At 68.9% G+C, this 22,286-nt stretch carries 17 protein-coding genes; 5 read left to right on the top strand and 12 right to left on the bottom strand.

Annotation, left to right across the window (positions count from 1 at the left end; all coding sequences use genetic code 11):
• Positions 1-9: 9 nt before the first annotated feature.
• The 10 genes from JYJ93_RS28550 to xopAJ form a co-directional block, all read right to left on the bottom strand.
• Complete coding sequence (locus JYJ93_RS28550; protein WP_206797426.1) at positions 10-651, bottom strand: glutathione S-transferase family protein; 642 nt, start codon at positions 649-651, stop codon at positions 10-12.
• An 82-nt stretch (positions 652-733) separates the two neighbouring features.
• Positions 734-1,072, bottom strand: a complete 339-nt coding sequence (locus tag JYJ93_RS28545) for a UBP-type zinc finger domain-containing protein (RefSeq protein WP_206797424.1) — start codon at positions 1,070-1,072, stop codon at positions 734-736.
• 163 nt (positions 1,073-1,235) lie between these two features.
• Entirely contained in the window at positions 1,236-2,858 is a 1,623-nt protein-coding gene (locus tag JYJ93_RS28540; protein WP_206797423.1) for a peroxidase family protein, read from the bottom strand.
• Between the two features lie 604 nt (positions 2,859-3,462).
• Complete coding sequence (locus JYJ93_RS28535) at positions 3,463-3,630, bottom strand: hypothetical protein (protein WP_206797422.1); 168 nt, start codon at positions 3,628-3,630, stop codon at positions 3,463-3,465.
• 63 nt (positions 3,631-3,693) lie between these two features.
• Positions 3,694-6,360, bottom strand: coding sequence for an RHS repeat-associated core domain-containing protein (locus JYJ93_RS40860; RefSeq protein WP_206797421.1), 2,667 nt, complete (start codon positions 6,358-6,360; stop codon positions 3,694-3,696).
• A 42-nt stretch (positions 6,361-6,402) separates the two neighbouring features.
• Complete coding sequence (locus JYJ93_RS28525) at positions 6,403-7,392, bottom strand: hypothetical protein (RefSeq protein ID WP_206797418.1); 990 nt, start codon at positions 7,390-7,392, stop codon at positions 6,403-6,405.
• A complete protein-coding gene (locus JYJ93_RS28520) occupies positions 7,371-8,387 on the bottom strand; it encodes a hypothetical protein (protein WP_206797416.1) in 1,017 nt (338 codons plus the stop codon). Before JYJ93_RS28520 ends, JYJ93_RS28525 begins: the two co-directional genes overlap by 22 nt.
• Positions 8,388-8,510: 123 nt before the next feature.
• Positions 8,511-10,154, bottom strand: coding sequence for a hypothetical protein (locus JYJ93_RS28515; protein ID WP_242543959.1), 1,644 nt, complete (start codon positions 10,152-10,154; stop codon positions 8,511-8,513).
• Between the two features lie 93 nt (positions 10,155-10,247).
• Positions 10,248-10,541: a hypothetical protein gene (locus tag JYJ93_RS28510; RefSeq protein ID WP_206797412.1), complete on the bottom strand. Its 294-nt coding sequence runs from the start codon at positions 10,539-10,541 to the stop codon at positions 10,248-10,250.
• A gap of 88 nt (positions 10,542-10,629) precedes the next feature.
• Entirely contained in the window at positions 10,630-14,262 is a 3,633-nt protein-coding gene (xopAJ, locus tag JYJ93_RS28505) for a XopAJ/AvrRxo1 family type III secretion system effector zeta toxin (RefSeq protein ID WP_206797409.1), read from the bottom strand.
• Positions 14,263-14,816: 554 nt separating this feature from the next.
• Here xopAJ and JYJ93_RS28500 point away from each other — a divergent pair.
• The 4 genes from JYJ93_RS28500 to JYJ93_RS28485 all read left to right on the top strand — a co-directional run bounded on the left by JYJ93_RS28500 (position 14,817) and on the right by JYJ93_RS28485 (position 19,944).
• Positions 14,817-15,155 (top strand): AraC family transcriptional regulator, encoded by a 339-nt coding sequence (locus JYJ93_RS28500; protein WP_269012371.1) that lies wholly within the window; start codon positions 14,817-14,819, stop codon positions 15,153-15,155.
• A 499-nt stretch (positions 15,156-15,654) separates the two neighbouring features.
• A complete protein-coding gene (locus tag JYJ93_RS28495; protein WP_206797407.1) occupies positions 15,655-17,820 on the top strand; it encodes a ricin-type beta-trefoil lectin domain protein in 2,166 nt (721 codons plus the stop codon).
• 109 nt (positions 17,821-17,929) lie between these two features.
• Positions 17,930-18,610 carry a hypothetical protein gene (locus tag JYJ93_RS28490; RefSeq protein ID WP_206797405.1) on the top strand — a complete coding sequence of 227 codons (681 nt, stop codon included), beginning with the start codon at positions 17,930-17,932 and terminating at the stop codon, positions 18,608-18,610.
• Complete coding sequence (locus tag JYJ93_RS28485) at positions 18,607-19,944, top strand: hypothetical protein (RefSeq protein ID WP_347402704.1); 1,338 nt, start codon at positions 18,607-18,609, stop codon at positions 19,942-19,944. Before JYJ93_RS28490 ends, JYJ93_RS28485 begins: the two co-directional genes overlap by 4 nt.
• Before the next feature lie 189 nt (positions 19,945-20,133).
• Here the strand turns inward: JYJ93_RS28485 and JYJ93_RS28480 are convergent, their stop codons facing one another.
• The gene (locus JYJ93_RS28480) at positions 20,134-20,595 is read right to left on the bottom strand and encodes a GNAT family N-acetyltransferase (protein WP_206797402.1); all 462 of its coding nucleotides are present in this window, start codon (positions 20,593-20,595) and stop codon (positions 20,134-20,136) included.
• Positions 20,596-20,744: 149 nt separating this feature from the next.
• Between JYJ93_RS28480 and JYJ93_RS28475 the strand changes: the two genes are divergently transcribed.
• A complete protein-coding gene (locus JYJ93_RS28475; RefSeq protein WP_206797393.1) occupies positions 20,745-21,053 on the top strand; it encodes a hypothetical protein in 309 nt (102 codons plus the stop codon).
• A 99-nt stretch (positions 21,054-21,152) separates the two neighbouring features.
• Here JYJ93_RS28475 and JYJ93_RS28470 read toward each other — a convergent pair whose 3' ends face one another.
• Complete coding sequence (locus JYJ93_RS28470) at positions 21,153-21,620, bottom strand: hypothetical protein (RefSeq protein WP_206797391.1); 468 nt, start codon at positions 21,618-21,620, stop codon at positions 21,153-21,155.
• Positions 21,621-22,286 lie beyond the last annotated feature (666 nt).

The raw sequence follows: 22,286 nt of genomic DNA, 5'->3' as shown, positions 1-22,286 counted from the left end.
CGTGGCTGCTCAGCCCCGGGCGGCCGGCGGCGGCATGGGGGGCGCGGTGCGCTGCCACGCCTCCAGTTCCTGCACGCGCCCCAGCCAGGCCCGGAGGTTCGCGTAGCCTTCGATGGGCAGGCGCGCCGGGCCCGCGAGGGCGAACGACGCGGCGAGCGAGAGGTCCGCGAGCGTCAGTCGCTCCTGAACAACCCACGTCCTGCCCGCCAGATGCGAGTCCAGCACGGGCGCGTACTGCGCGACGAGGGCCTCGCCGCGCGCGACCTCGGCGGGGTCCGGCGGCCCTCGGCCGGTGCGCTGCTTCACGAAGTTCTCCTGGACGAGCACGGTGTTCGCCGGGGCCATGTGGGCCGAGCACCAGAACAGCCAGCGGTTCACGTCGGCGCGGCCCTGCGCGTCCGTCGGGAGCAGGGTCTGCCCCGGGGTCTTCTCCGCGAGGTACACCATGATGGCTCGCGACTCCCAGAGCACGAAGCCGCCGTCGTCCAGGACGGGGACGCGCCCGTTGGGGTTGATGCCCAGGTACGACGACTCGCGCTGCTTGCCCGTGGTGAGGTCCACGACGATGCGCTCGAGGGGAATGTCGAGGTGGGCGGCCACGAGCAGCACGCGGCGCGAGTTTCCGGACAGGGGGTGGAAGTAGAGCTTCAAGACAGACCTCCGGGTCAGCACGGGTGGAGAGAAAGTCCTATCCACCCGGCGTGACAACGGCCTGTCAGGTATTTTCAGGTGCCTACGGCGCGCTCGTGGGGGCCGAGTAGTGCACCGGGGGCGACTCACCCGGGAAGGTGGGGATCCGCTCGACGAACTGCTCATCCACGTAGCACCAGGCCCAGTCCTCTCCGGGCTCGAACGATTTGATGACCGGGTGCGCGCTTTCGTGGAAGTGCCGGGTCGCGTGGCGTGACGGCGAGTCGTCGCAGCAGCCCACGTGTCCGCAGGTCAGGCACATCCGGAGATGAAGCCAGTCCCCTCCGTCCTTCAGACACTCCACGCAACCGTGGCCGCTGGGATGGATGGGAGCCGTCCGGTGATGCTCGGTCGCTTCCAGGTGGGAACATGCCTTCTTCATGGCTCGCGCTCCATGTGGAGGCCTCCGTCCGAGGGCCTCATGGTGTCGAACATGGGGATGCGAGGGGGCCGCTCGCAACGCGCGTGGGGCTGTGTCGGTCGCGGGGCGGGCGCCCGGCTCGCCGCTCGTGGTGCGCGGCGGGCCGGGGGCCGAGCTCTTCGCGCTACTTCACGTAGAAGACTTCGTTCTGGATCTTCCGGATGCTGGTGTTGCGCCGGATGATGTCGGACAGCCGCGTCGTCTTCACCCGCAGGAGATCGAAGAGGTTCAGCGACCGCTCGTACCAGAAGCGGTCCCCCGCGCGGGTGCGCTCGAACTGCTCCACGAGCGCCGCCCGCAGCGTCTCGCCGACGATGCCGCCCGGCACGTCCTTCTCGACGAACATGCCCGCGAACACGTCGATGTTGTCGACGCTCCCGTACAGCTGCTCCAGCGCCTGGGCGGCCTGCGCGTCATCGGTGATCTGCGAGAAGCGCTTGTACTTCCTCAACCCCAGCTCCGCGCGCACCGTGTTGAAGTCCGGCAGGCCGTGGTCGCGCCCACGCTGGAGGTTCAGCGAGAGGAGGTCCAGGCCACCCGCGCCCGCCGGGCCGAAGAGGAAGCTGCGCACGTCGTCGATCATGAAACGGTCCAGATCCTGCGCCTTCTGGGCGGCGACACCGCGCAGGAACGGCTCGATGCCGCCGTTCTCCAACAGGGGCGGCGTCGCGCTGAAGAACGCATCGCGCAGCGACAGCGGCCCCTCGGCGACCGGCGAGCCGTCCTCGTTGAGCCGCAGGATGAAGGGGCTGAGCAGCGTGTGGCCGAGCCGGTAGGCGGCGGTCGAGAAGTTCTGCGCGATGCCCGCGTTCACACGGGGGTCGTAGCCGCGGTAGGGCCGGAGCGCGTGGGGCCCCAGCAGGGCATCGAGGAACTCGGTGTAGGTGATGTGCTGGAGCTCCGCGATCACGATGCGCCGCGCGGCCTGGTAGATCTGCTCGTCGGAGAAGCGGGGGTTCTCCCGCGCGATGCGCGCCGCCTGCCAGTTGTGCTCGCGCACGAACAGCGTGTGCATGACGGCCAGCGTGGGCTGCTCGTTGGCGCGGATGTCTCCGCCGACGAACAGGTCGGTGGACAGGTCCGGCTGCTCGGGGGACCCCGCGTTCGGCTGCGTGCCGTCGTTGTAGGGCAGCAGGTCGCCACGGGAGGTATGCGTCACCTTGAGCCGGCCGCCCTGGAACGTGCGCAGCCAGGCGGCGCGCGCCGCATCCGAGCCGTACACGTTCGACCCATCCAGGTAGCCCGTGATCTCATTGAACTGCTGGCGCGGGTTGTTGGGTCCGTCGCCAGTGGCCGGGTCATAGACGGAGCGCCGGAAGGGAATCATCTGCGTCCCGGTGCAGAGCACGTCCATGTATGCGTCGCACAGCGGCACGGGCACTGGCACGGACTCGTTGGCGCCCTCGGTGAGGCTGAAGTCGTGGTCGAGGAACTGCCCCCAGGTCCAGATGAAGTCGCTGATCTGGTGCTCGTTCGGGATGGAGACGTCCTGCTGGAAGAGCGCGTTGCTGACGTCGCGCGGGCTGGGGCGTCCAGTGCCGCCCATCGCGGAGACGCCATCCGCGTAGTGCGCACCGGTCGGCCCGCGCAGCAGGTGCTCCTCCGTCGCGCCCCACCTCGGGTGGGCCAGGTTGTTGCCCGTCCCATCAATGGAGCGGTACTGCGTGTGCAGCGATTCGGTGTCTGCCTCCTCGCTGGTGAACTCCTGCGCGTGCGCGGCGGAACCAACGACAACCGTGGCGAACATGATCAACGCACGGGCCGGCTTCCTCGAGACAACAATTGACGCTCTTCGCATGTGCACTCCCCCCATTGCTTCAATGCTTGGCCCTCATATAATTAACATTGTCCAGTTGTCACCAAGAAAAGGCAGTGAGCTTCGGAATGGGCGTGAGGCAGGTGGGATAGGGATTGCCGTCCCCGGGTCGTCCCTGACATCAAACCCTCGCCGTTCAATGCCAGTGATGGTCTGGGTTTGGGGTATGGAGCGACATCTCCGGGGGCGGTACTGGCCTATCTGAAGGCACTCGGAGGGGACCGCGTTCAATCCCTCTCCGGACGCCGCCCGGATGGCCTCCCGGGGGCCGTATTCGAAGATGTCCCCGCGGGAAGCCGCCGTGCAGGAACGGGTGGGGAATCAGTCGGTCCGCTCCCCCGAAGAGGGTGATGCGGTGGAGGTTGTCGCGCACGAAGTCGTCGTTGGCGAGCCCCCGCACCGAGCGCAGGTTGGCATAGGCCCACCGCCATGAGGTAGCGGGTGGTGTCGCGCACCTCCGCCTCTTGTTGTTGAACCACGCCGAGCCGGGCAGGCCGTACTGGTTGAGCGTGAAGGCGCCCGTCGACGGGTGCGCTCAGTGCGTCCGGAGGATGAAGAAGTCGGAGAGCTCCCTGCCGATTCGACTCGAGAGGGCCTTCTGGGTGAGGTGGCTGGAGAAGACGTCGACGAAGAAGGCCTCGCCCCCCACGTTGACGACGTTGAAGGCGTGGCCGAGCGACGCGTCGCTCTTGAATGTCCCCACGACGACCCCCCGGGCGCCGCTGCCCCAGCCCTCCACGGTGCAGACGAGGGCCTTCTTGCTGCTCTACGCGACGAACGTCGTGCCGAAGTGGGCTTCAATGACGGTGGTGGCCATTGCGCCCACGCCCTGCTGCGCCATGGGCGTGCCGCTCATGGTGGACTCGAAGGCGATGGCCGAATAGCCACAGTTGGTCTTGCACGCCCCCGCACGCAGCTCCGCGGCCACGGCCTTCACCTCCGCCTGCACCTGGGCCCGGCCCGCGCGCGCCGCGCGCGAGGTCCCCGCGATGCTCGTCGGCGAGGGCAGGAAGAAGCTCCCCACGACCCCGACGACCGTCCCACCGGTGTAGTAGCCAGACTCCTCGTTGACGGAGTGGCCGGTGGCGTTGCGGAGCGTGCGCGTCGGGATGAACCAGGCGAGGCCGTCCCCGAACCCCGCGGACGCGCTGGCGATCTTGTCGTAGGTCGCGTTGTAGCTGTCCGCGATGGCCTGCGCGCCCTGCTGGCTGTTGGCCAGCGCGTCGATGAGCGACATCACCGAGGCCCCCGTCGCCGCGTACGCGTCGTAGTCGAAGGAGCCGTCCGTGATGGCCAGGCCGCTCAACACCAGGGCCTCCAGCATCATGGTGCGGCCCAGCACCGTCTTCATCCCGGCGGGGGCCTGCAGGGTGGCCGCGCCGGGCGTGGGCGGAGGCCGGCTGGCGGCGCGGGGGTTGGGGGCTGGACCTCCGCCACCACCCCCACCCTGGGAGGGCAGGTAGAGGCGCGGGTCGTTGATCTCCGAGGGCCCGCCGCCCCCGCCCGGGAAACCGCCCCCGCCGGGGCCCTGGCACTCCGGGCCCATGCACCAACCCGGATCCAGGCCGGTGGGGTCGGACGAATTCTGCGGGTCGTTGTGCGCGAAGGCGTAGGGGTTGGTGGTGGCCGCGGTGCGCGGCACCACCAGCGGATCCCGGCTCAAGAACCGGCCGAGGACCGGGTCGTAGACGCGCGCGCCCAGGTTCACCAGCCCGAACGCCGCCAGCGCCTGGCCGTCGTTCCACTGCGTGCTGGTGTAGAGCGTGGAGCCCGGCGCCGCGCTCCCGGTGGAGGACGTCTCTCCGAAGGGCTGGTAGCTCATTGCCTGAACGAACTCGACCTTGCGGTCGGTGAAGTGGCGCGAGCCGCGCTGCTCGCCGAAGCCGAAGACCCAGTCCTCCCCCGGTCCGCGCCGGCTGGCGACGATGCCGCCCGGCCCCGGGATGTTGCGGGTGATGAGCGAAACCGGCTGGCCGTTGACCACCTGCTCCCGGCGCTCCAGCGTGCCGCCCAGGTGCCACTCGTGGCGCGCGTCCACCGCGCCCGTGCCCTGCAGGTCCACCTCCTGCATCTCCCCCAGCGCGCCGTAGCGGAAGGTGGCGGTGCCGTTGAGCTCGGAGATGGAGCGCAGGGCGCCGGAGGGGTAGTAGCCCAACAAGCGCGTGCCGGTGCGCGTGGGCATCCGCACCACGCTGCCCAGCGCGTCGTGCTGCACCTGGCAGGGGCTGGCCGGGGGCGTGGCGGTGCTGTACTCGATGTTGCACACCCGGTCGCGGTTCGCGGCGCGGTAGCTCAGCGCCGCGTCCCGCGTGCCCGCCACGTCGTTCTGCAGCAGCACGTTGCCCAGTGGGTCGTAGCTGAACGTCCAGCTCATCTGGGTCTTGATGCCGTAGGTGCGCTTGGACGACGCGAGCCGGCTCAGGGCGTCGTAGGTGTGGACCGTGACCGGGCCGCTGGCGGCGCCGTTGGTCATCTCCTCGCGCCCCTTCTCACGGCCCATGGGGTCATACCCCGCGTAGACGGTGCGACGCGCGCCCAGCGGCGTGGTGACGCTCGTCTCACCCAACAGCCGCCGTCCCAGGTCGCTGAACTGCGCGGCGTAGTCCACCACGTCCCCGTACTTCGCCTGGCGCACCCGGCCGAACGGGTCGATGGTCTGCGCGGTGTAGAGCTGCTGGCCGGCGGTCGTGCGCACCGAGCGCAGGCGGCTGGCCGTGTCGTAGGTGTAGTGGATCTCCTCCAGGCCGTAGTTCGTGTCCGGCAGGTGGAAGCCCAGCGCCCAGAGCGAGCCGTCCGCGCGCACCAGTGACTTCTCCACGTAGGTGACGCCCGCGTTGTCGATGTACGTGCGCGCGTTCGTGTGGCCGTAGGCGTCGTAGCTGTAATACGCGCTGCCCGTGGGCGACTCCACCTTGGCCAGCCGCCCCAGCACGTTCGTGGGCGTCACCATGGACGTGGGGCTCAGGCCGACGTCGTAGAAGTAGTCGTGCTTCGAGTCGGGCACCCCTTGTCCGTTCGTCAGCTCCTCCTGGTGCTGGATGCGGCCCAGGGCGTCGTAGGTGTTGAGCAACTGGTGGTTGGCGGCGGGGAACACCGTGGCGTCCGTCCAGCTCACCTCCACGGGCTCCCCCCAGCGACTGTGGCGCAGGGGCTGCAAGGCGCCCTCCGGTTCCTGCCACTGGAGGAGCTGCCCGAAGGAGTCATACGACCACGCCCACCCCACGGCGCCGGTGAGCGCGGCGGGGTCCAGGTAGCGCGTCATCCCGGTGGGGCGCCCCAGCCGGTCCTGGGTGAACACCGCGTGCTCCATGCGGACGCCGGCCTTCAGCGTGGAGCGCGACACCAGCCGTCCCATGGCCGTCGTCGTGGCGGTGCGGACGACGTCCGCCTGGGGACTGCCGGGAAGGAGCGACGACGGGTCCTGCGTGCTCACCGTCTCCTGGCGGTTGGCGAACGTGCGCGTGATGCACGCGAGTTAGCGCTCGCTGGCCTCGTCCGTCACGCCCAGGGCCGTCTGGAGGCCCCGGGCGCGCACGGTGCACGACGGCAGGCCGTCCGGGTAGAAGAACGCCGTGGTGCCGTAGGCGGTCGCCCCGTCCTGGGGCGCTGGATACGGGTCGGCCTGGAAGCGCACGCGGCCCAGGCCGTCATAGACGCGGGCGTTGGTGATCATCACCTCGTTCGCGTAGTCGGCGCCCAGCGGGACCTCCGTGCGGCGCTCGCGGCCCAGTTCGTCCAGGAACACGGTGGCCGTGGTGGCGAACGCGCTGTTCTCCACCGCCTGGGGGACGGGGTCGCTGAAGATGCGGGCGGCCACCCGACGCCCCAGCGGATCCGTGCCGTTGAAGCCCAGGTAGCTCGTGGTCATCAGCACGCCCGTGCTGCCTCGAGGCGTCACGGTGGAGCGCACGGGGCGGCCGTAGCCGTCGTAGTCCGTGCCGGACCGGGTCTGGTTCTGATCCAGCACGCTCACGGGCGCCAGGCTCACCGGATCCAACGTGGTGGTGGCGATGAGCGCCGGCACCCCGGTGGCGTCCACCCGCTGGCCCACGGGGACCAGCCCGAAGGCGTCGTAGGTGAGCGTCGTCACCCGCAGGGCGCCGTCCTCGCGCTCGGTGGTGACGGTGGCGAGGTTGCCGGTGACGGGGTCATACGTGGCGTCGTTCACGCGCACGGAGTCCAGGTACGTCCCGGTGACGACGTTGTAGCGGTCGCGGGTGCGCGAGGTGTTGTGGCCCTCGGACACGCTGCCCGCGGGGAGCCCGTCGTAGAGGAAGGACTCGGCGGCGTAGGTGAGGTAGGGCGTCTTGTCGCAATACCAGTAGCGGCGCGAGCGAGGCGCGTCCAGCCGCCGCGCGGCGGTCCCCGTGGGCGTGGCGTACACCGTCTCCACGCACAGGTCGTCATCGGCGCGGGAGGTGTCGCCGCGGTACAGGACCTGGGTCACCCGTCCGAAGTCGTCCACGGAGCGCACCTCCGAGCCGGTCTCCACGTTGGCGGTGGCCGGCGGCGCGGCTGTTGCGTGTCCGCGTCTGGCGAGTACTTGAACTCATACAGGCGCAGCCGCGTGAGGGCGCTGGCGCAGGTGGCCCGGCTGCTCACCGTCACGGTGGACACGGTGGACACGGTGGACACGGTGGACACGGTGGACACCGTGGACACGGTGCGCAGGCGCGCCAGCACCTGGTCGCCTATCACCGACAGCGACAGCGGCAGGGCCTGCTGCGCGCCGTAGCCCAGGGTGATTTCGTGCTTGTAGCAGCCCTCCTGCGGGTGGGGGTTGTAGAGCACGCGCGTGAGGTCCACCGACACGCCGCTGCCTTCGTTGCCCTCACTGGACCAGGAGGGCGTGAGCACCGCGTACTCCAGCTTCACCACGGAGTTGCCCGGCCCGCGGACGGTGTCCAGGAGCCAGAACCCCGTCCCCGCCAGCGCCGCGGGCTCCACGAAGGTCCAGGTCTGCCCCTGGCCGTCGTACAGCACCCAGCCGCCGGACTGCTCCTGGAGTGAAATCTCCGGGGCGTCCCGGCGGGCCACCCAGCGCGTGCCCTGGGGCACCAACTCCAACACATGCCCCTGGAGCGACAGCTGCACCAGCTCCCGGCCCTGAGGCGGGGTGGTGGCGGACGTGTAGGGCTTGCGGCGAGCGAACGTGGTGTCCCGGCGAACGTAGGAGAGCGGGATGTCCCAGCCCAGGCCCACCGCGCCCACGCCCCGCGCCCCCGACACGATGGACAGCGGCAGGGGCACGCCCCCGCGCGTGGGCGGCAGCTCCAACGGCACCGTCGTCGAGAACCCGCCCGACGCGTTCACCATCCCCGGTTCCGTGCCGGTGTCCGAGACGCGCCCCGCGTAGTGCCCGCCCGTGGGCGCCAGCTGCGCCATGCCCAGGTGCGGCCACAGCCCCAACAGCAAACCCGTGGCCCATCCCAGCCACGGGCGCTTCGTCATCCTCTGCATGGATACCCCCTCGATACAGGTATCATCGCAGTGAAATATGTTTAATTCGAAGTCCCAGAACTCCGGGTCTCATGGCATCCCATGCGCGCTCCGGAGGGTGGCCGGGCGGCCACCACTGCCAGCTCATTCCTCCTGGAGGATGAGCAGGCCCCGGTTCGTGTCCACCACGTAGATGAACCCGTCCCCCGGCACGCGGATGCCAACGGCGTTCGAGAAGAACTCGGAGCCCATCCGGAGCGGCGGGGTGTTCTGGGACGTGTTGAAGTACGCCACCTCGCGCGGCCGGGGCGGCACGGACACGTCCAGCACGCGCACGCCCTCCTGGTAGTACGCGATGTAGAGCTTCGTGCCCACGAGCACCATGTTGTGGATGGAGAACTCGGGACGCAGCGCGTACCGGCCGATGAGCCGCATGTTCGCGGGGTCGGTGACGTCCAGCACGCGCAGGTGCGCGTTCACCCCCTCGCCGCCCTCGAACGCGATGGTGCGTCCCGCGAAGGTGCCCACGGCGTTCGCGTGGCTGAACGCGTCGCTATAGGCGTAGCGCCCCAGCTCCCGGACGTGCATCGGGTCACTCACGTCGAAGGCGATGTAACCGTCGGTGGTGTGGTTGACATAGAGGTTGTCGCCATACGCGAAGGCGTCGTGCACGCCCCCGAAGCTCTCGTCCGGAATCGAGATGCGCTCCATCAGCTGCGGGGAGAGCGCCGAGCTCACGTCGAACATGAGCGTCTGGCTGGAGGACGATGGCGCCATGCCGTAGAGCCGGTCTCCGCGCACGTGCACGGTGTGCACGTTGAGGGCGCCGCCGGGCAGCGCGCGCACGTACTGCGGATCCGCCGGGTTCGTGATGTCGTAGACGATGACGCCGGAGTCAGCGCTGGCGATGTAGAGCGCGTCGTCCTTCGCCCAGGCGCCGTTCCAGTAGGTATCCCCCTCCAGTTGGATCCGCTTCTTGAGCACCGGGTGGGCGGGGTCCTTCACGTCATAGACCGCCAGGCCTCCCTCCCCGGTCTTGTCGCCAATGGCCACCACGTACGCGTGGCCCTTCGTGACGTAGATATCCACCGGGAAGGCCAGTGGGACGGCGGACTCGGAGACGAGCTTCAGGCCCGAGGCCTCCCCCTCGCCCCGTCCCCATCCGGGGCGCAGCGCCGTGAAGCTGCCCTTGGACGTCACCTGTCCCTCGGGATTGCACCACGCGTAGCAACCGTTGACGCGGTCCGGCTCTGGCCGCGTGCAGCCGGCGAAGATGCGGTTCCGGAAGGAGGGAGTGGGAAACGAGCTGCGGACCTGGGTCCCGAAGAAGAACTCCCCGTCCCCTACATCCTGGAAGAGCAGCGGGTTTCCATCGCTCTGGCCCACGCCCCCATCCGAAGACAGCCGCAGCGTGAAGTTGATCTGGAGGGGAGTGATGGTGGATAGCAAGCGCACCTCGTATGCGCCCGAAGCCTCCACGTCATCGAGCGCTCCGGATGGGCACATGGACCGGTCGAACAGGGCCGGATCCGCGCACGAAGGAACGGTGGCGCCTATCGCTGGCATGAAGGTGCAGTCCGAGTACGGCTCGCGTTCCGGCGCGTCCCCCGGGTCCTCCAGCGTCTCCGCTCCGCCATCCCAGACCTCGCCCGCGTCGGAAGCCCCCGCGTCGGGAGTGCCGCTGTCCACGGGAGGCGGCGGCGTGCCAGCGTCATCGCCGGAGGAGGAGGGACAGCCACCCAGGACCAGGGAGGCGGAGAGCAACAGCCAACGGGAGGGATGGGCCATGGAATGGAAATCCATAACCAATCAACGTCTGATTTTGCCAGGGCCCCCGGAAAGTACTTTCCCCAGGCAACCATGGGTTGCCTGGGGGGACCTTCAGGTTGCGTCGTGGTTGCGCAGCCACGCCAGGTGGTCCGCGAACTGCTGGAGCGTCTTCACCTCGGGCGACTCCAGGTAGTACCGCCGCTCGTAGTCCTCGATGACCTGGGGCGTGAGCGGCGCATCATGGATATCCCACGAGAGGTTGTAGAGGGCGTTGAGCTTCTCGATGTCGAAGGGCTCCTTGCCCGAGGTGGCCCGGGCCTTCGCCACCTGCTCCCGCTCGGTTGTCTGACGTTGCTGAAGGGCGGCGCGCAGCTGCTTCAGGGCTTCTTCGGGGGATGACGGCATGCGGAGTCCTCGACGGTGCGATGCATCTTCAGGCTAGGGCCGCGGGCGCCCCGCTTCAACCCGGGGAGGAGGCGGGCACCCGCCGCGCTCATTGTGTCCTCTTCGCATGTGCGTCCAGGGCCTGTTCCAGGGTCTTGCCCTTGTACTCGGTGAGGCGGGCCCGCATCTTCTTCGTGAAGGCCGGGGGCGTGGCGCGCACCTGCCGGTCGATGAAGGCGTCGTCGATGATTGTCTTCTTCACGCGATCGATTTCATGGTCCGGCAGTCCCAGGGCCGCCTTCTCATAGAGGGCCTGCTTCTCCGGTGTGTCCGGCAGATACACCTTGCCGGCGCGCTTCTCCGCGACCAGCACCTGCTTGCCGGAGCTGTCCGTCACCAGGAGCTTGTAGTCGGTGATCTTCTCATTGCCGAAGACGCCCTCGAAGCCGCCGGTCCCGTCCGGCCCGTGGGGCCGCCCGGCGAGCAGCTCTGCACGATACCGGCGCACGCCATCGAAGCCATCCTTCACCGCCTTGAACGGGACGAGCGGATCCGCGGTGCCCGGGTCGCGCATGAGCACCCGGACGCTGGAGGTCTCCAGGGGCACCTCCAGGTCGATGATCTTCACGTTGCGGTCCCCCACCGCCGCCAGCATGCGCGGGATGTCCGTCGGGCCGGCGAAGCGCTTGTCGTAGACGACCGAGCTGTTCGGGCGGGAGAGCATCTCCGTCTCCACCCGCTGCGAAAGGGTGGAGCCCTCCACGTGCGACTGGCTCGTGGAGAGCTTCCCGCTGGCCGCTTCGACGATCTGCGCCTTGATGGGATCCGGGTTGAGCGCGCCGCTCAGCTCGTTGTTCGCGCCGAGGATCCGGCTCTGGAGGAACGGGTCGTTCTTCACGGCCGTCGTCTTGCCGGCGGCGGTGTTGCCGCGCAGGGCGTAGACGGTGTTGGGCTCCAGGCGGTCGGAGAGCGCCTGGGCCTTCTGCACCTCGCTGGCGAACAGTTTCTGCTGGAGCTCACGGCGTTCGGAGACCCAGTTCGCGGGGTCCTCCAGCCACTTCCAGGGCACCTGGTCTCGAGGGAACTGTCCGACGGTGAAGGCCTCGTAGGTGTCCAGCTCGCCGCCCGAGCGCTCCAGGATGGCCTGGCGGACCGCGTAGCTGCCAGAACTCTTCCCCAGGCGCAGGTCCGCGTCCTTGACGAGGTCGAGGACGTCGTGGGCGTTCTTCGACGTGACCGTGCCTTCGAAGACGCGGCCCTCGGAGGTCATGAAGCGGAGCTGGGCGCCGTTGGCCTCGAGCAGGCCACCGCCCTGGCTCCGCGCCGCCAGCGTGGACGCGCTCTGGCCCTTGACATCCGTGAGCTCCCGGAAGCCCTCCACGACCGCCTTGGGAGGCGTCTTCACGGGCGCCGTCGGAGGCTTCGCGAGCGGCGTCTCCACCACCGGGGACCTGGTGGAGGGCTTCGCCGCTGGAGGTGTCTCCACCTCCGAGGGCTTCGGACGCTTCGGCCCTTCCAGCACGCGCCGCTCCGCGGCTGCGGCCACGGCCTTGCGCGCCACCTCCGCCTCCTCCACGCCCGCGGCATGGGCCTGCTTGAGCAGCCGCATCGCCTCGGGGGAGGGCTCTCCGTCGATGAGCTTGTTCGCCTTCAGCTCCCGCAGGAAGCGGGAGAAGGACGCCTCGCCCCCTCCACGCTCCGCCAGGGTGCGTGCCAGCTGGCGGAGCTCCGCCATCCGCGCCTCCGGCACCGCGCTCCCCGTCACCCGGAGCGGACCGCCACGCTGGAGCATCCCTGTCAGCTGCTCCTGGAGTTGCTTCTCGGCCTTGGCGGCCTTGAGCAACTGGGCCTTCTCCGCGGACGTCAGCCCCTTCACGCCATCGAGCTTGCTCGCGAACTGCTCCACGTTCTTCGTGGCGTTGAACTCGCGCACGACGTCCGTCATGCGCTCCAGCATCCTCGCGGCCCTCGTCAGGGCTGCCGCATCCACGGCCGCGCCGGCCATCGCGAGCACCACCCATCCGAAGGAGGGTTCGTGCGACGACAGGCCGCTGCCATGGGCGGCCATGCCGCCGCGGTAGTCATCCAGCGCTCCCTTGGCCTGGGCGATGCCGCCCCCCGCCACGATGCCCGAGGCGATGACGCCGACGACGCCCGGGCCCGTGAGCAGCCCCGCGCTCACCAGCACGCCGGTGATGGCCACGTCCGTCACCGCCTTCGACACCTGACGGTCGATCAGATGGTCGTCGATGATGCGGTTGGCCAGCGAGCCCGGCTGGAGGCCCTGGGCCTGGCGCGTGGACGCGAGCAGGACGTCCAGGCCATGAACGAACGAAGGGTCCTTCGCGAGCTCCGCGCGCGTCTTGGCAATGTCCTCGCGCCGTCCGGCCAGGTGCTGTCGCATCAGGCCCGCGGTCTCGCCGGGCTTCGCCTGGACCAGGCGTCTCGCGAAGTCCGGGTCGCGAGCCAGCAGCGGATGGGACTCCGCCAGACGATCGAGGCGCTCCTGCATCTCGCGCATCTTGAGGTCGGCCCGTTCGCGCAGCGCTCCCGCGTCGCCCTTGACGGCGGGCTTGTAGCCCGGCTCCCCCAGCGTGCCGGCGAGGCGGGCGCTGGAGACATTGAGCTTGGGCTGGATGGTGTCCGCCTTCGCGCGCAGGGCCTGGGCCTCCGCGAAGAGCTCGCGCGCGGGCGCCAGCTCCCGGTCGAGCCCCGTCGTGTCCGCGTAGCGCGAGCCGGCGGTGAACAGGTCGTGCTCGTAACGGGTGAGCATCCGCTGGCCCTGAGACCGCGCGGCGGCGTCGAACCCATCCCGGAAGTCCTGGAGCGACTTCTCGTAGTCCGCGAGGTCCTTGAAGCCGTGCAGGGGCAGCTGCTCGTTCAGCCGTTGCCCCAACTGCTTCGTCGCCGCTTCCGCACGCCGCTCCGGCAGCCCCAGGGCGGTCTTGTAGTTGGAGTAATCCTTGTAGAGCTGCTCGGGGGTGGTCACCCGCGTCTGCAGGTTCATCAGCCGCGCCGTCTCCGCGGCGTTCAGCTCCAGGTCCTTGCGGAACGCATCCACGGAGCGCTCGACGGCGCCCAGGTCCGTCGTGGCGCCGGTGGTCATGCTGATGAAGTCCTGGAACTCCTCGGGGGACAGGGCGGAGAGCTTCGCGGCGACCTTGCGCAGCGCCTCGGGGTCCACCGGGCCGCTGGCCACCGGCCCGTCCTGCCGCTTCAGCAGGTAGTCCCGCACGTGCTCCGGGGCGCCCTCCACGGCCTGGAGCAGGCGCAGATACTGCTGCCGCAGCGCCTCGCGGTAGACCTTGTCCCCCTGCGTGGCCGGCGCCTGGGTGTGGGTCTTCTCCGCGTAACGGCTGTTCGTCGCGCCCTCCAGCCACTCGCGCTCGCCCTTGCCCAGCTTCGCGGCGTAGGCCTCCTGCGCGGCCAGCGTCTTCGCATCCACGGGCTTGAGGGACCTGTCCAGGACGTCGACGCGCAGCTTGCCGTCCCGGATCCTGGCCATCACCTGCTTTTGCGAAGGAGGGTTGCTCGGGTCCGCCCATTCCAGCGGGGGGCCGGGGCTCCGGCGCTGGAGCTGCGCGTTGGCCTCCGCCAGCACCTCGTCCGGCGTGGGCTGCTTGCCGTCCTTCATCTTCCGCTTGAGCAGCTCACCCAGGTCCGCCGTGAAGGTGAACACGACCCCTTCGTCGGAGCCCTTCGCCGTGCCGCCCACCCGCTGCGCCGAGGTCGCGAGGGACATCCCCAGCCCCTCGACCTGGGACGCCGCGTCGGCGCGCGAGGGCAGGACGGACGGGGGCGTGAGGGCTCCGGTCAGGTCCACCCGCCGGGGTGTCGGGGCGGCGGACGTGAAGCCGTCCACGGGCTGGCGCGAAGGCGTGCTGACGCGCTGGGGGGCCGGCGCGGCGGCCGGCGTCGACGGGCGCGGCGATACGCCGTCCAGAGGCCTGCCCGGCGTCCGGAGTGTGGAGGCCGATGTGGCGCCTCCGGTCGGTCCTTGAACCCCCATGTCCCTGCTCCCCTCGCGGTGCAACCGCCCGCGTTCCCTTCAGGGACAGCGGCAGGGGATTTGTTTTGCATTCCGGCGTCAGACTTCCTGGAAAGGGGCCTGATTCCAACAGGTTGCGCTGGCTCTCACAGCCTGAGCACGGACATGGGGATCCGGTAGATGTCGCCGGTTCCCCGGCCGATTCCCTCGAGTGACGCGTCGTCCCGGGGCGTGTCGAAGCGCGGTCCCACGGGGCCCTGCTCGGCGCGGAGGCCGCCCGGTCCGATCAGAAGGGAGGGGTGCATGCCGTGGCGGAGCCCTCGGCGAAGCAGGTCCGGCGGGTCGCCCGGATGATCCGCTACATCGAGGACCCCAGCGCAGGGGATTGCTCGCTCGATGCGCTGGCCGCGCTCGCGGGGCTGAGCCGCTTCCACTTCCTGCGCATCTTCCAGAAGCAGACCGGCCAGACACCGCGCCAGTTCGTCATCGCCACCACGCCGCGGACGACCCGCCTGCCCATCACCCAGGTTTCACTGGAGGCGGGCTTCGGCGACCTGTCCCACTTCACGACGCGCTTCATGCAAGCGTTCGGTGCATCGCCTCGCGCGTACCGGCTCCGGCACGCGCGCCGACCTTTCGCTCGGTGAGCGTGACATCGAATGAGCAGGCGGTAAGGAGCTGGTGGTCGCTGAGCTCCTTGGCCGCGCACGAGGGAGGCCTACGCCGAGCGCGTCACGCTTGGCGTCCGGCCCGGCGCACGCGCCCAGCGCGAAGGCTTGTGGCTGCGTCCCGCCGCAAGCCCTCCGACGTCACCGCGGAGGAGGTGACCGCGCGTGTCAGGGCGACCTGGAGCGCATGTCGCAGCGGTTCGATGTCTCCCTTCGAGCGCTCCAGCGGCGGGTCCGGGAGCTGGGGTCGGAGACGGGCTTGACGCGCAAGGCGCTTCGATTGACGCGCAAGCGCCAGGGGTGACGCACACGCTCTCCGGCGACGGAGAGTGGGGGCAGGGCCTCGTGCGGGGCGAAGGCTGTCGGCACGCGCGTTGCTGATGGAGCAGGGGCGGCAGCGCCCGGGTGCAAACACCCGCCGCCTGACCCCGCTGTCCCCTTTCAACACCTCACGCCGCAATCCCCTGGAGCGTCTCCAATGAATCCAATCCTGCGCCGAATCCTGAGTCTGGCCATGCTGTCCGTCTGCCTTCCCCACTGTGCCCCCAGTGAGAGCCCCGAGCCGCAACGGCAGGTCGCGCACAAGGCCTACTCCATCAGCCGGCGGACCGTCGGTGAGTCCCTGCGGAAGGGAAGCTGGGTCGAGCGCTCAGGGGCCCTGCGCGTCCACTTCCCGGGACGTGCAACGGCCCACGACGTCTCCTTCGTCATCAGCCATCAAATCCAGAAGGGGAACGGAGACGCGACCATCATCGTGACCGATGCCACGACGGACACGGTGTCGGCCTTCGCGTTCAGCGACGAGACCGGTCTCGCGACGATCTCGGTCTCAGGGACGCAGGTTCCCATCGCCTTCAATCCCGACGGCACCTTCACCGTCGACGGCCAGGTTCAAACCACCCATGAAGAGGTCGCGCGGGGACTCGCCGGCCACCCGGCGCTGCGAGAGGTGAGCCCCGACACCTACGTTGCGCTCCATGAAGCCCTGGGGATCGTCCTTCCGAGCACCTCGAAAATCGGTTTCATCCTGGCGTACGTGGAGGCGCTCGCGGAGATCGCGGGGATGATGATCGACCTGGTCTACATTCCGCCTCCCCCTCCTGAAGGGACGGACTACACGGCGAGTGCGTTCATCTCGCGTCTCAACAAGAAGTGCATGGATGTGTCCGACGCGAACTTCGCGAATGGCACCCCCATCCAGATGTGGGGGTGCAATCTGACGGATGCCCAGCAGTGGACCTTCGTCGGGGATACCGTCCGGGTCGGCGGCAAGTGCCTGGACGTGACCGACGGAGGCACGAGCAATGGCACGCCCCTGCGTTTGTGGGACTGTGTTGGAAACCCCGCCCAGACCTTCACGCGAACTGTCGACGGCAAGCTGATCAGCAAGCTCGCGAACAAGTGCGTGGCCATCAAGGACGGCAGCACGGCCGATGGCGCCAGGATCCAGCTCTGGGATTGCCAGGGCTCGCCCGACCAGCTGTGGGACCTCGGTGGGACTCCGGTGGTCTCGCGGCTCAACAGCATGTGCATGGACGTGCCCGAGGCGAAGTTCTGGGACGGCAGACAGATCCAGATGTGGCAGTGCAATGGAACCTTTGCCGAGCGGTTCACCTTCCTTCGCGGCAGCATCCATGTCGGCAACAAGTGCCTGGACGTGGCCGACGGTTCCACGGGCAACGGCACTCCCGTTCGCCTTTGGGAATGCAACGGTACCGCCGCTCAGCACTTCACGCTGACCGACATTGGCGCCCTGCGCAGTGAGCTGCCTGGCAACAAGTGTGTGGACATCCAGGACGCCAACCCGGCCCCGGGGGCCCGGCTGCACCTCTGGGACTGTCTGGATGTCCCCAGTCAGAAGTGGAGCGTCGGCCCGACGGGGCGCTCCAACCTCGTCTCACGGCTCAACAACAAGTGCGTCGACATTCCCTACGCGGACTACCGCAATGGCAACCAGGTCCAGATCCTGGGCTGCAAGGCGCATGATGCCCAGCGGTGGACCGTCGTCGGTGACACCATCCGGAGCGGCGGTAAGTGCCTGGACGTGGCCAACGGCAACGCGAGCAACGGCACGGCCATTCGCCTGTGGGACTGCAACGGCACCGCCGCCCAGAACTTCATGCACACCGCTGACGGCAAGCTGCGCAATCCCCTGACCCAGAAGTGCATGGACATCCAGGATGCCAGCCCGAGCGAGGGCGCCAAGCTGAACCTCTGGGATTGCGTGGATCGCCCCAGCCAGAAGTGGTTCTTCGGCCCGGCCATCGAGTCCACCTTCCTCGCGCCCGTCAACAACCTGTGCATGGACGTGCCGGATGCGGACTTCTCAAATGGCAACCAGGTCCGGATGTGGAGCTGCAATGGGACCGCCGCCCAGCAGTGGATCCCCGTCGGCGGCACGCTGCGGGCCGGCGGGAAGTGCCTGGACGTGGCGAATGCGAGCTCGAGCAACGGCACGGCCATCCGCGTGTGGGAGTGCAACGGCACCGCCGCCCAGAACTTCACGTACACCGCCGGTGGCAAGCTGCTCAATCCCCTGACCAACAAGTGCGTGGACATGCGGGAAGCCAACCTGGCCGAGGGTACCCCGCTGCACCTCTGGGATTGCCTCGACGTGCCCACCCAGAAGTGGATCCACCGCTGAGTCCGCGGCTCCCCAAGACATCCTGAGTCGCCTGGCAGCGCGCCGCCAAGGAGCGGCGCGCTGCTCCTCGTTGCTTCACGGTCCTCCCTTCCGTCGCGGCCATTGCCCCATGAAGAACTTCGCCCTGCTCCTGCTGCTCTGGATGGGAGTGCCCGCCTGCGCTCCGCTCCCCTCCCTCCCGGCGGACCGCGTCGTGGTGCTCTACTCCGTACGGGATGACGACGCCCTCACGCGTCCCGCCTGCGCCGAGCAGAAGGGGTGTCAGGCCATGACGCTCGAATCCTTCGCGTGCACTCCGGAGGTGGAGTCCGCCCAGACGGTCATCGTGACCGGGCACAGCCTGCCACCGCTCTACCTTCATCAATCCCCGGAGGCGCTGGCTCGGGTGCTCCGGTGCCTCCAGCCGCAGCTCGTCGTCCTCGACACGTGCTATGGCTTCTCCGCCCCCCTCCTGGACGCGATGCTCCAGCAGGGCCTCGCCCCGCTGATTTTGGGCGCGACCTATCGCCTGCCTCCCGAGGGGCTGCGTTACGACGGACGGTTCTTCGCCAGGGGGCTGTCTGCCCATGAGCGGGCCGCCCTCGTCGATACCCGCAGCGGAGCGCACCTGTCGCGCTGGCAGGCGGATGCAGGGCAGTTGTCCAGCAGCCTCACCGAGGCCCGGTCCTGGTCCCGCGAGGAGTTGACGCGGCACCTCCAGCGGGTCCGGCCCAATCTGGTCCGGGTGCCCCTCGTGGGGACGGAAGAGCGCGTCCTTGAGCTGGTGGCTCCTGAGAGGTTCCGGCCATGAGCGCGGTGGGGCGGCACCTTGCGATGTTTTGCATCGCAGGGGGGCTTCTGGGCGCGTCACAGCTTTCACCCCGGCTGGCATTCTTCGCGTGGGTGGGGTTCGCGCTTTTCGTGGCCGCGGTGGAGCGCACTCCGTCCCGGAGATGGAAGTGCGCGGGCGCGCTGCTCACTTGCGCCGTCAACCACGCGGTCTCCCTGCACTGGCTCGTTTCGACGCTCAGTTCCTATCGCCCGGAGGGACCGCCGCCCTGGCTGCTGTTCGCGGGCCTGCTCGGCATCGTGGTCCTCGTCACACAGGCCCCAGTGCTCCTGGGCTGCGTCCTGCTTCGCAAGCTGCCGGGGTTCTGTTGGCTCCCCGCGTGCTGGGCAGCGGGGGAGTGGCTCGAAGAACGCGTCTGCGACTTCACCTGGGGGCAGTGGCTCTACTCTCAGTGGTCCGTGGAGCCCGTCCTCCACGTGCTGGCGCGCTTCGGCTGGTATCCGGTCCTGCTGCTCTGCTTGACGGGAGTGGCCGCCTTCGGCTGCGCCCTGGTGCATCACGGGCTCCCGGCGCTCGCGGTCGGAGTCGCGGCGGTTGCTGTCATGACGCTGGCGCCAGTCCAGGCTCCCGACGATCGTGCTCTGTCTGGCATTGGCGCGGTCTCCATGGCGGATGCCGCGCATCCCCCTTTGGCTTTTCCGAAGGGGCTGGAGGTGCTGGTCTGGCCGGAGGGCGTGATGAACGCGAGGCCCCGGCTCGAAGAGGGCCGCGACACCTCCGAGGTCCAGCTCCCTGGCCTGCCGGGACAGCCCGGGCAGGGGCACTTCGTGGGGTTGCTGGCCCGCTCACACGCGGGGGTGCGAAACGCGGCGGTGTTCGTCGATCCGCGCGGGCAGGTGAGGGCGATGCGCGCAAAGCGGCTCCTGGTCCCGGGCGGGGAGCGCTCCGTTCTGGGCGTGGGTCCGGGCTCCAGCCTCGTTCCAGGCGATGCTCCGGCGACGCTCGGGCCGGACGCGCGACAGGGGATCGCGCTGATCTGCTACGAGGTCTTCAGCCGTTCCCTCGTGCTGGAGGGAAAGCGCGCCGGAGGGAGGTTCATCGCGGTGCTCGCGAGTGACCGCGCCTTGCGAGACAGCCCTGTCGCGATGCGACAGATCCTGGGCGCCCTGGTCCTTCGCAGCGCCGAGTCAGGTCTCCCGGCGGTCCGAGCCTCACTCTGGGGCAGCGCGGCGTTGATCAGCTCGCAGGGGCACATCCTGGGGCAGACACGGCCCGGCACCAGTGAGGTATTGAGCCTCCCGCCGCGGGATGCGCCCCAAGCCGAGCCGCCGCGCGGCGAGTCCGTGGGGTCGTGAGACACCGCTTCATGTGCAGCGTCGCCGGCCGGACCGTGAGCTGCGAGGAGGGGCCGCGGTAGCGTCGTCCTTCGCCTGCCGCCGCCCTGCGCTGAGAACCGCGCATCACGAGCATCCAGCGTGTCCGCGGGCATCATCGCCAGCCCTCTCAGCGGGTGCAGCCCGGATGCTTCGTGCCATGCTCCTTCGTCAACCTCTGCGCATGTCGAGATGGGGGATGCCGTCCTCGTCGTAGATGTCGCTCACGGCCACGAAGCCGAAGCCCTCGTAGAAGCGCTGCAGGTAGGCCTGCGCCCCGATGCGCACGGGCGTGCCCGGAAAGCGCTCGGAGAGGAACTGCAGGCCGCGCTCGACCAGGTCGCGGCCCTGCCGCTGCCCGCGCAGCGCTGGCGCGGTGACGACGCGGCCGAGGCTCGCCTCGGGGAACTTGAGGCCGGGCGGCAGTGCGCGCAGGTAGGCGCCCAACTGCCCCGTGCCCGGGACGCTCCCGAGCAGGTGGAAGCACGCGGCGTCCAGGCCGTCCGCATCGAGATAGAGGCTCTTCTGCTCCACCACGAAGACTTCGGAGCGCAGCGCGAGCAGCCGGTACAGCTCCTCGAGCGTGAGTTCGCTGAAGCGCTTCCACTGCCAGTCGAGAGGAGAGGGGGCCATGGTGTCCGGTCACCTTAACGCGAGCGGGCCACGCGGTGGGGCGACGAGGGGCGTCACTGCTTGTTGTGCTTTACTCAGGACGCTGATGGCCTGGCGCTCCCCGGCCCGGTGACGCCAGCGTGGCGTCTGCTCATCCCAAAGGACCGACCATGAAGAAGCTGCTCGTAGGAATGATGCTGGCTGTGATTCCGCTCTTGGGCTGTGGCGCGGAGGTCGAAGGTCTGGCGGAGCAGGGCCATATTGTCTCCACGGAGGACGGCACCGAAATGGTCATCGAGCATCGCGCGGAGCCGGGTGAGGCCCGGTCCGAGGACGTGTCGGCCATGGGCGCGTCCTGCTGGGTCGTGCTGGAGTACTGCAAGGACCCGAAAACGGGCCGGCCGAACTGCGCGCAGACCCACTGCACCATGGACGAAGCCGTCACCGCCTGCAGGGCCCTCATCCGGAAGCATTGCTGAGCCGCGCTCCAAGCGCTCGTCCATGAAGCGCGGGCGGTGGGGAGCATCACGGTGGCCGCGATGCTCCCGTGAAGAGCCGTTTCCGGCTCCAGACTCCGCTCACAGGATTTCTTCGTAGGCGCTCTTCCAGCTGTAGCTCCCGGACTCCTTGCCCGTGATGGAGGTGTTCTCCGGGTCGATGTAGATGGTCAGTACGCCGCCGTCGAGCGAGGTCTTGGTTCCTTCCGTCGAGAGCCGGCAGACCGTCTTCTTGACGGCCTCCTTCACCGCCGCCTTGCCATCCGCGGTGCCGCAGACTTCGACCAGGGTGCCCACGGCCATCTGGCATGCGCTCTGGGTCCGATCCTTCATCGGGTCAAAGGCGGGGTAGCTCGTCCTCTCGTAGCTGCTCTTCAGGGCCGACCCGCAGGCCTTGTTGACCGCGTCCTCCCTCTTCTTCAGCTCCGCGTCGTAGGTGGCCCAGCCGTTCTTCTGGGCCACGGTGAGCCGCTGGGGCTTCGAGCTGGACTCGTCGGCGATGGCGAGCGAGGCGAACAGGCAGAGACACACGGACGAAATCCGGAACATGAAGGCTCCTGGTGGAGGCGGGACACGGGAATGCGGACCGCCTCCACCAGGGAAGGGCCCCCGGGAGTTCTTTTGCATTCATTTTCGAGAAAGCCGTGGGTACGCCTGGGCGAGCAGCTCCCGCTCGTAAGTGGGCTTCCTCAAGTGGGGGCAGAGTCGGAACCGGAAGAGTGGAATGAACCGCCTGCGGCATAGGCGAGGCTGGAGTTGCCCCAGGAGTGCTCGCTGCGGCTGGATGGGGCCGGGTGCGCAGGAGTTTCGGGCTGCTACTCCGATACGTGGAGCGGCTTCCTCTGGCGTCACGTTGATGCTGATGAGGGACCGCGAATCGCCCGGTCGGAGGTCGCGCCAGTTTCGTACTGCATCCGCCGGTCCCAGGTCTTGCGCTTGCTCGGTCCCTATGGAGCCGCCGAGTCCCTGCTCCATGATGTAGTGGGGAGAAAATGCGGGGGATGGATGCTAGTGGCGGAATGGCCGGGCGCTCAATACCCCAACAGGGTGATGGTCCTGCACGTCAAGGACGCGATACGTCACCGGGGGACGGACGGACAGCTCTCCTGGCAGGCCTGTGAACCCAGATAACTGTGCCCCTCTTCCGCGCTGGTCCATAGATGCGGACCGGCTGTGCATTGCGTTGACCCTCTTGCCTCCCGAGTTGGCCGAACG

This window comes from Corallococcus sp. NCSPR001, from assembly GCF_017309135.1.
GTDB lineage: Bacteria > Myxococcota > Myxococcia > Myxococcales > Myxococcaceae > Corallococcus.
The sequence above is the reverse complement of the archived record's forward strand: the minus strand, read 5'-3'. Positions and strand labels throughout refer to the sequence as shown.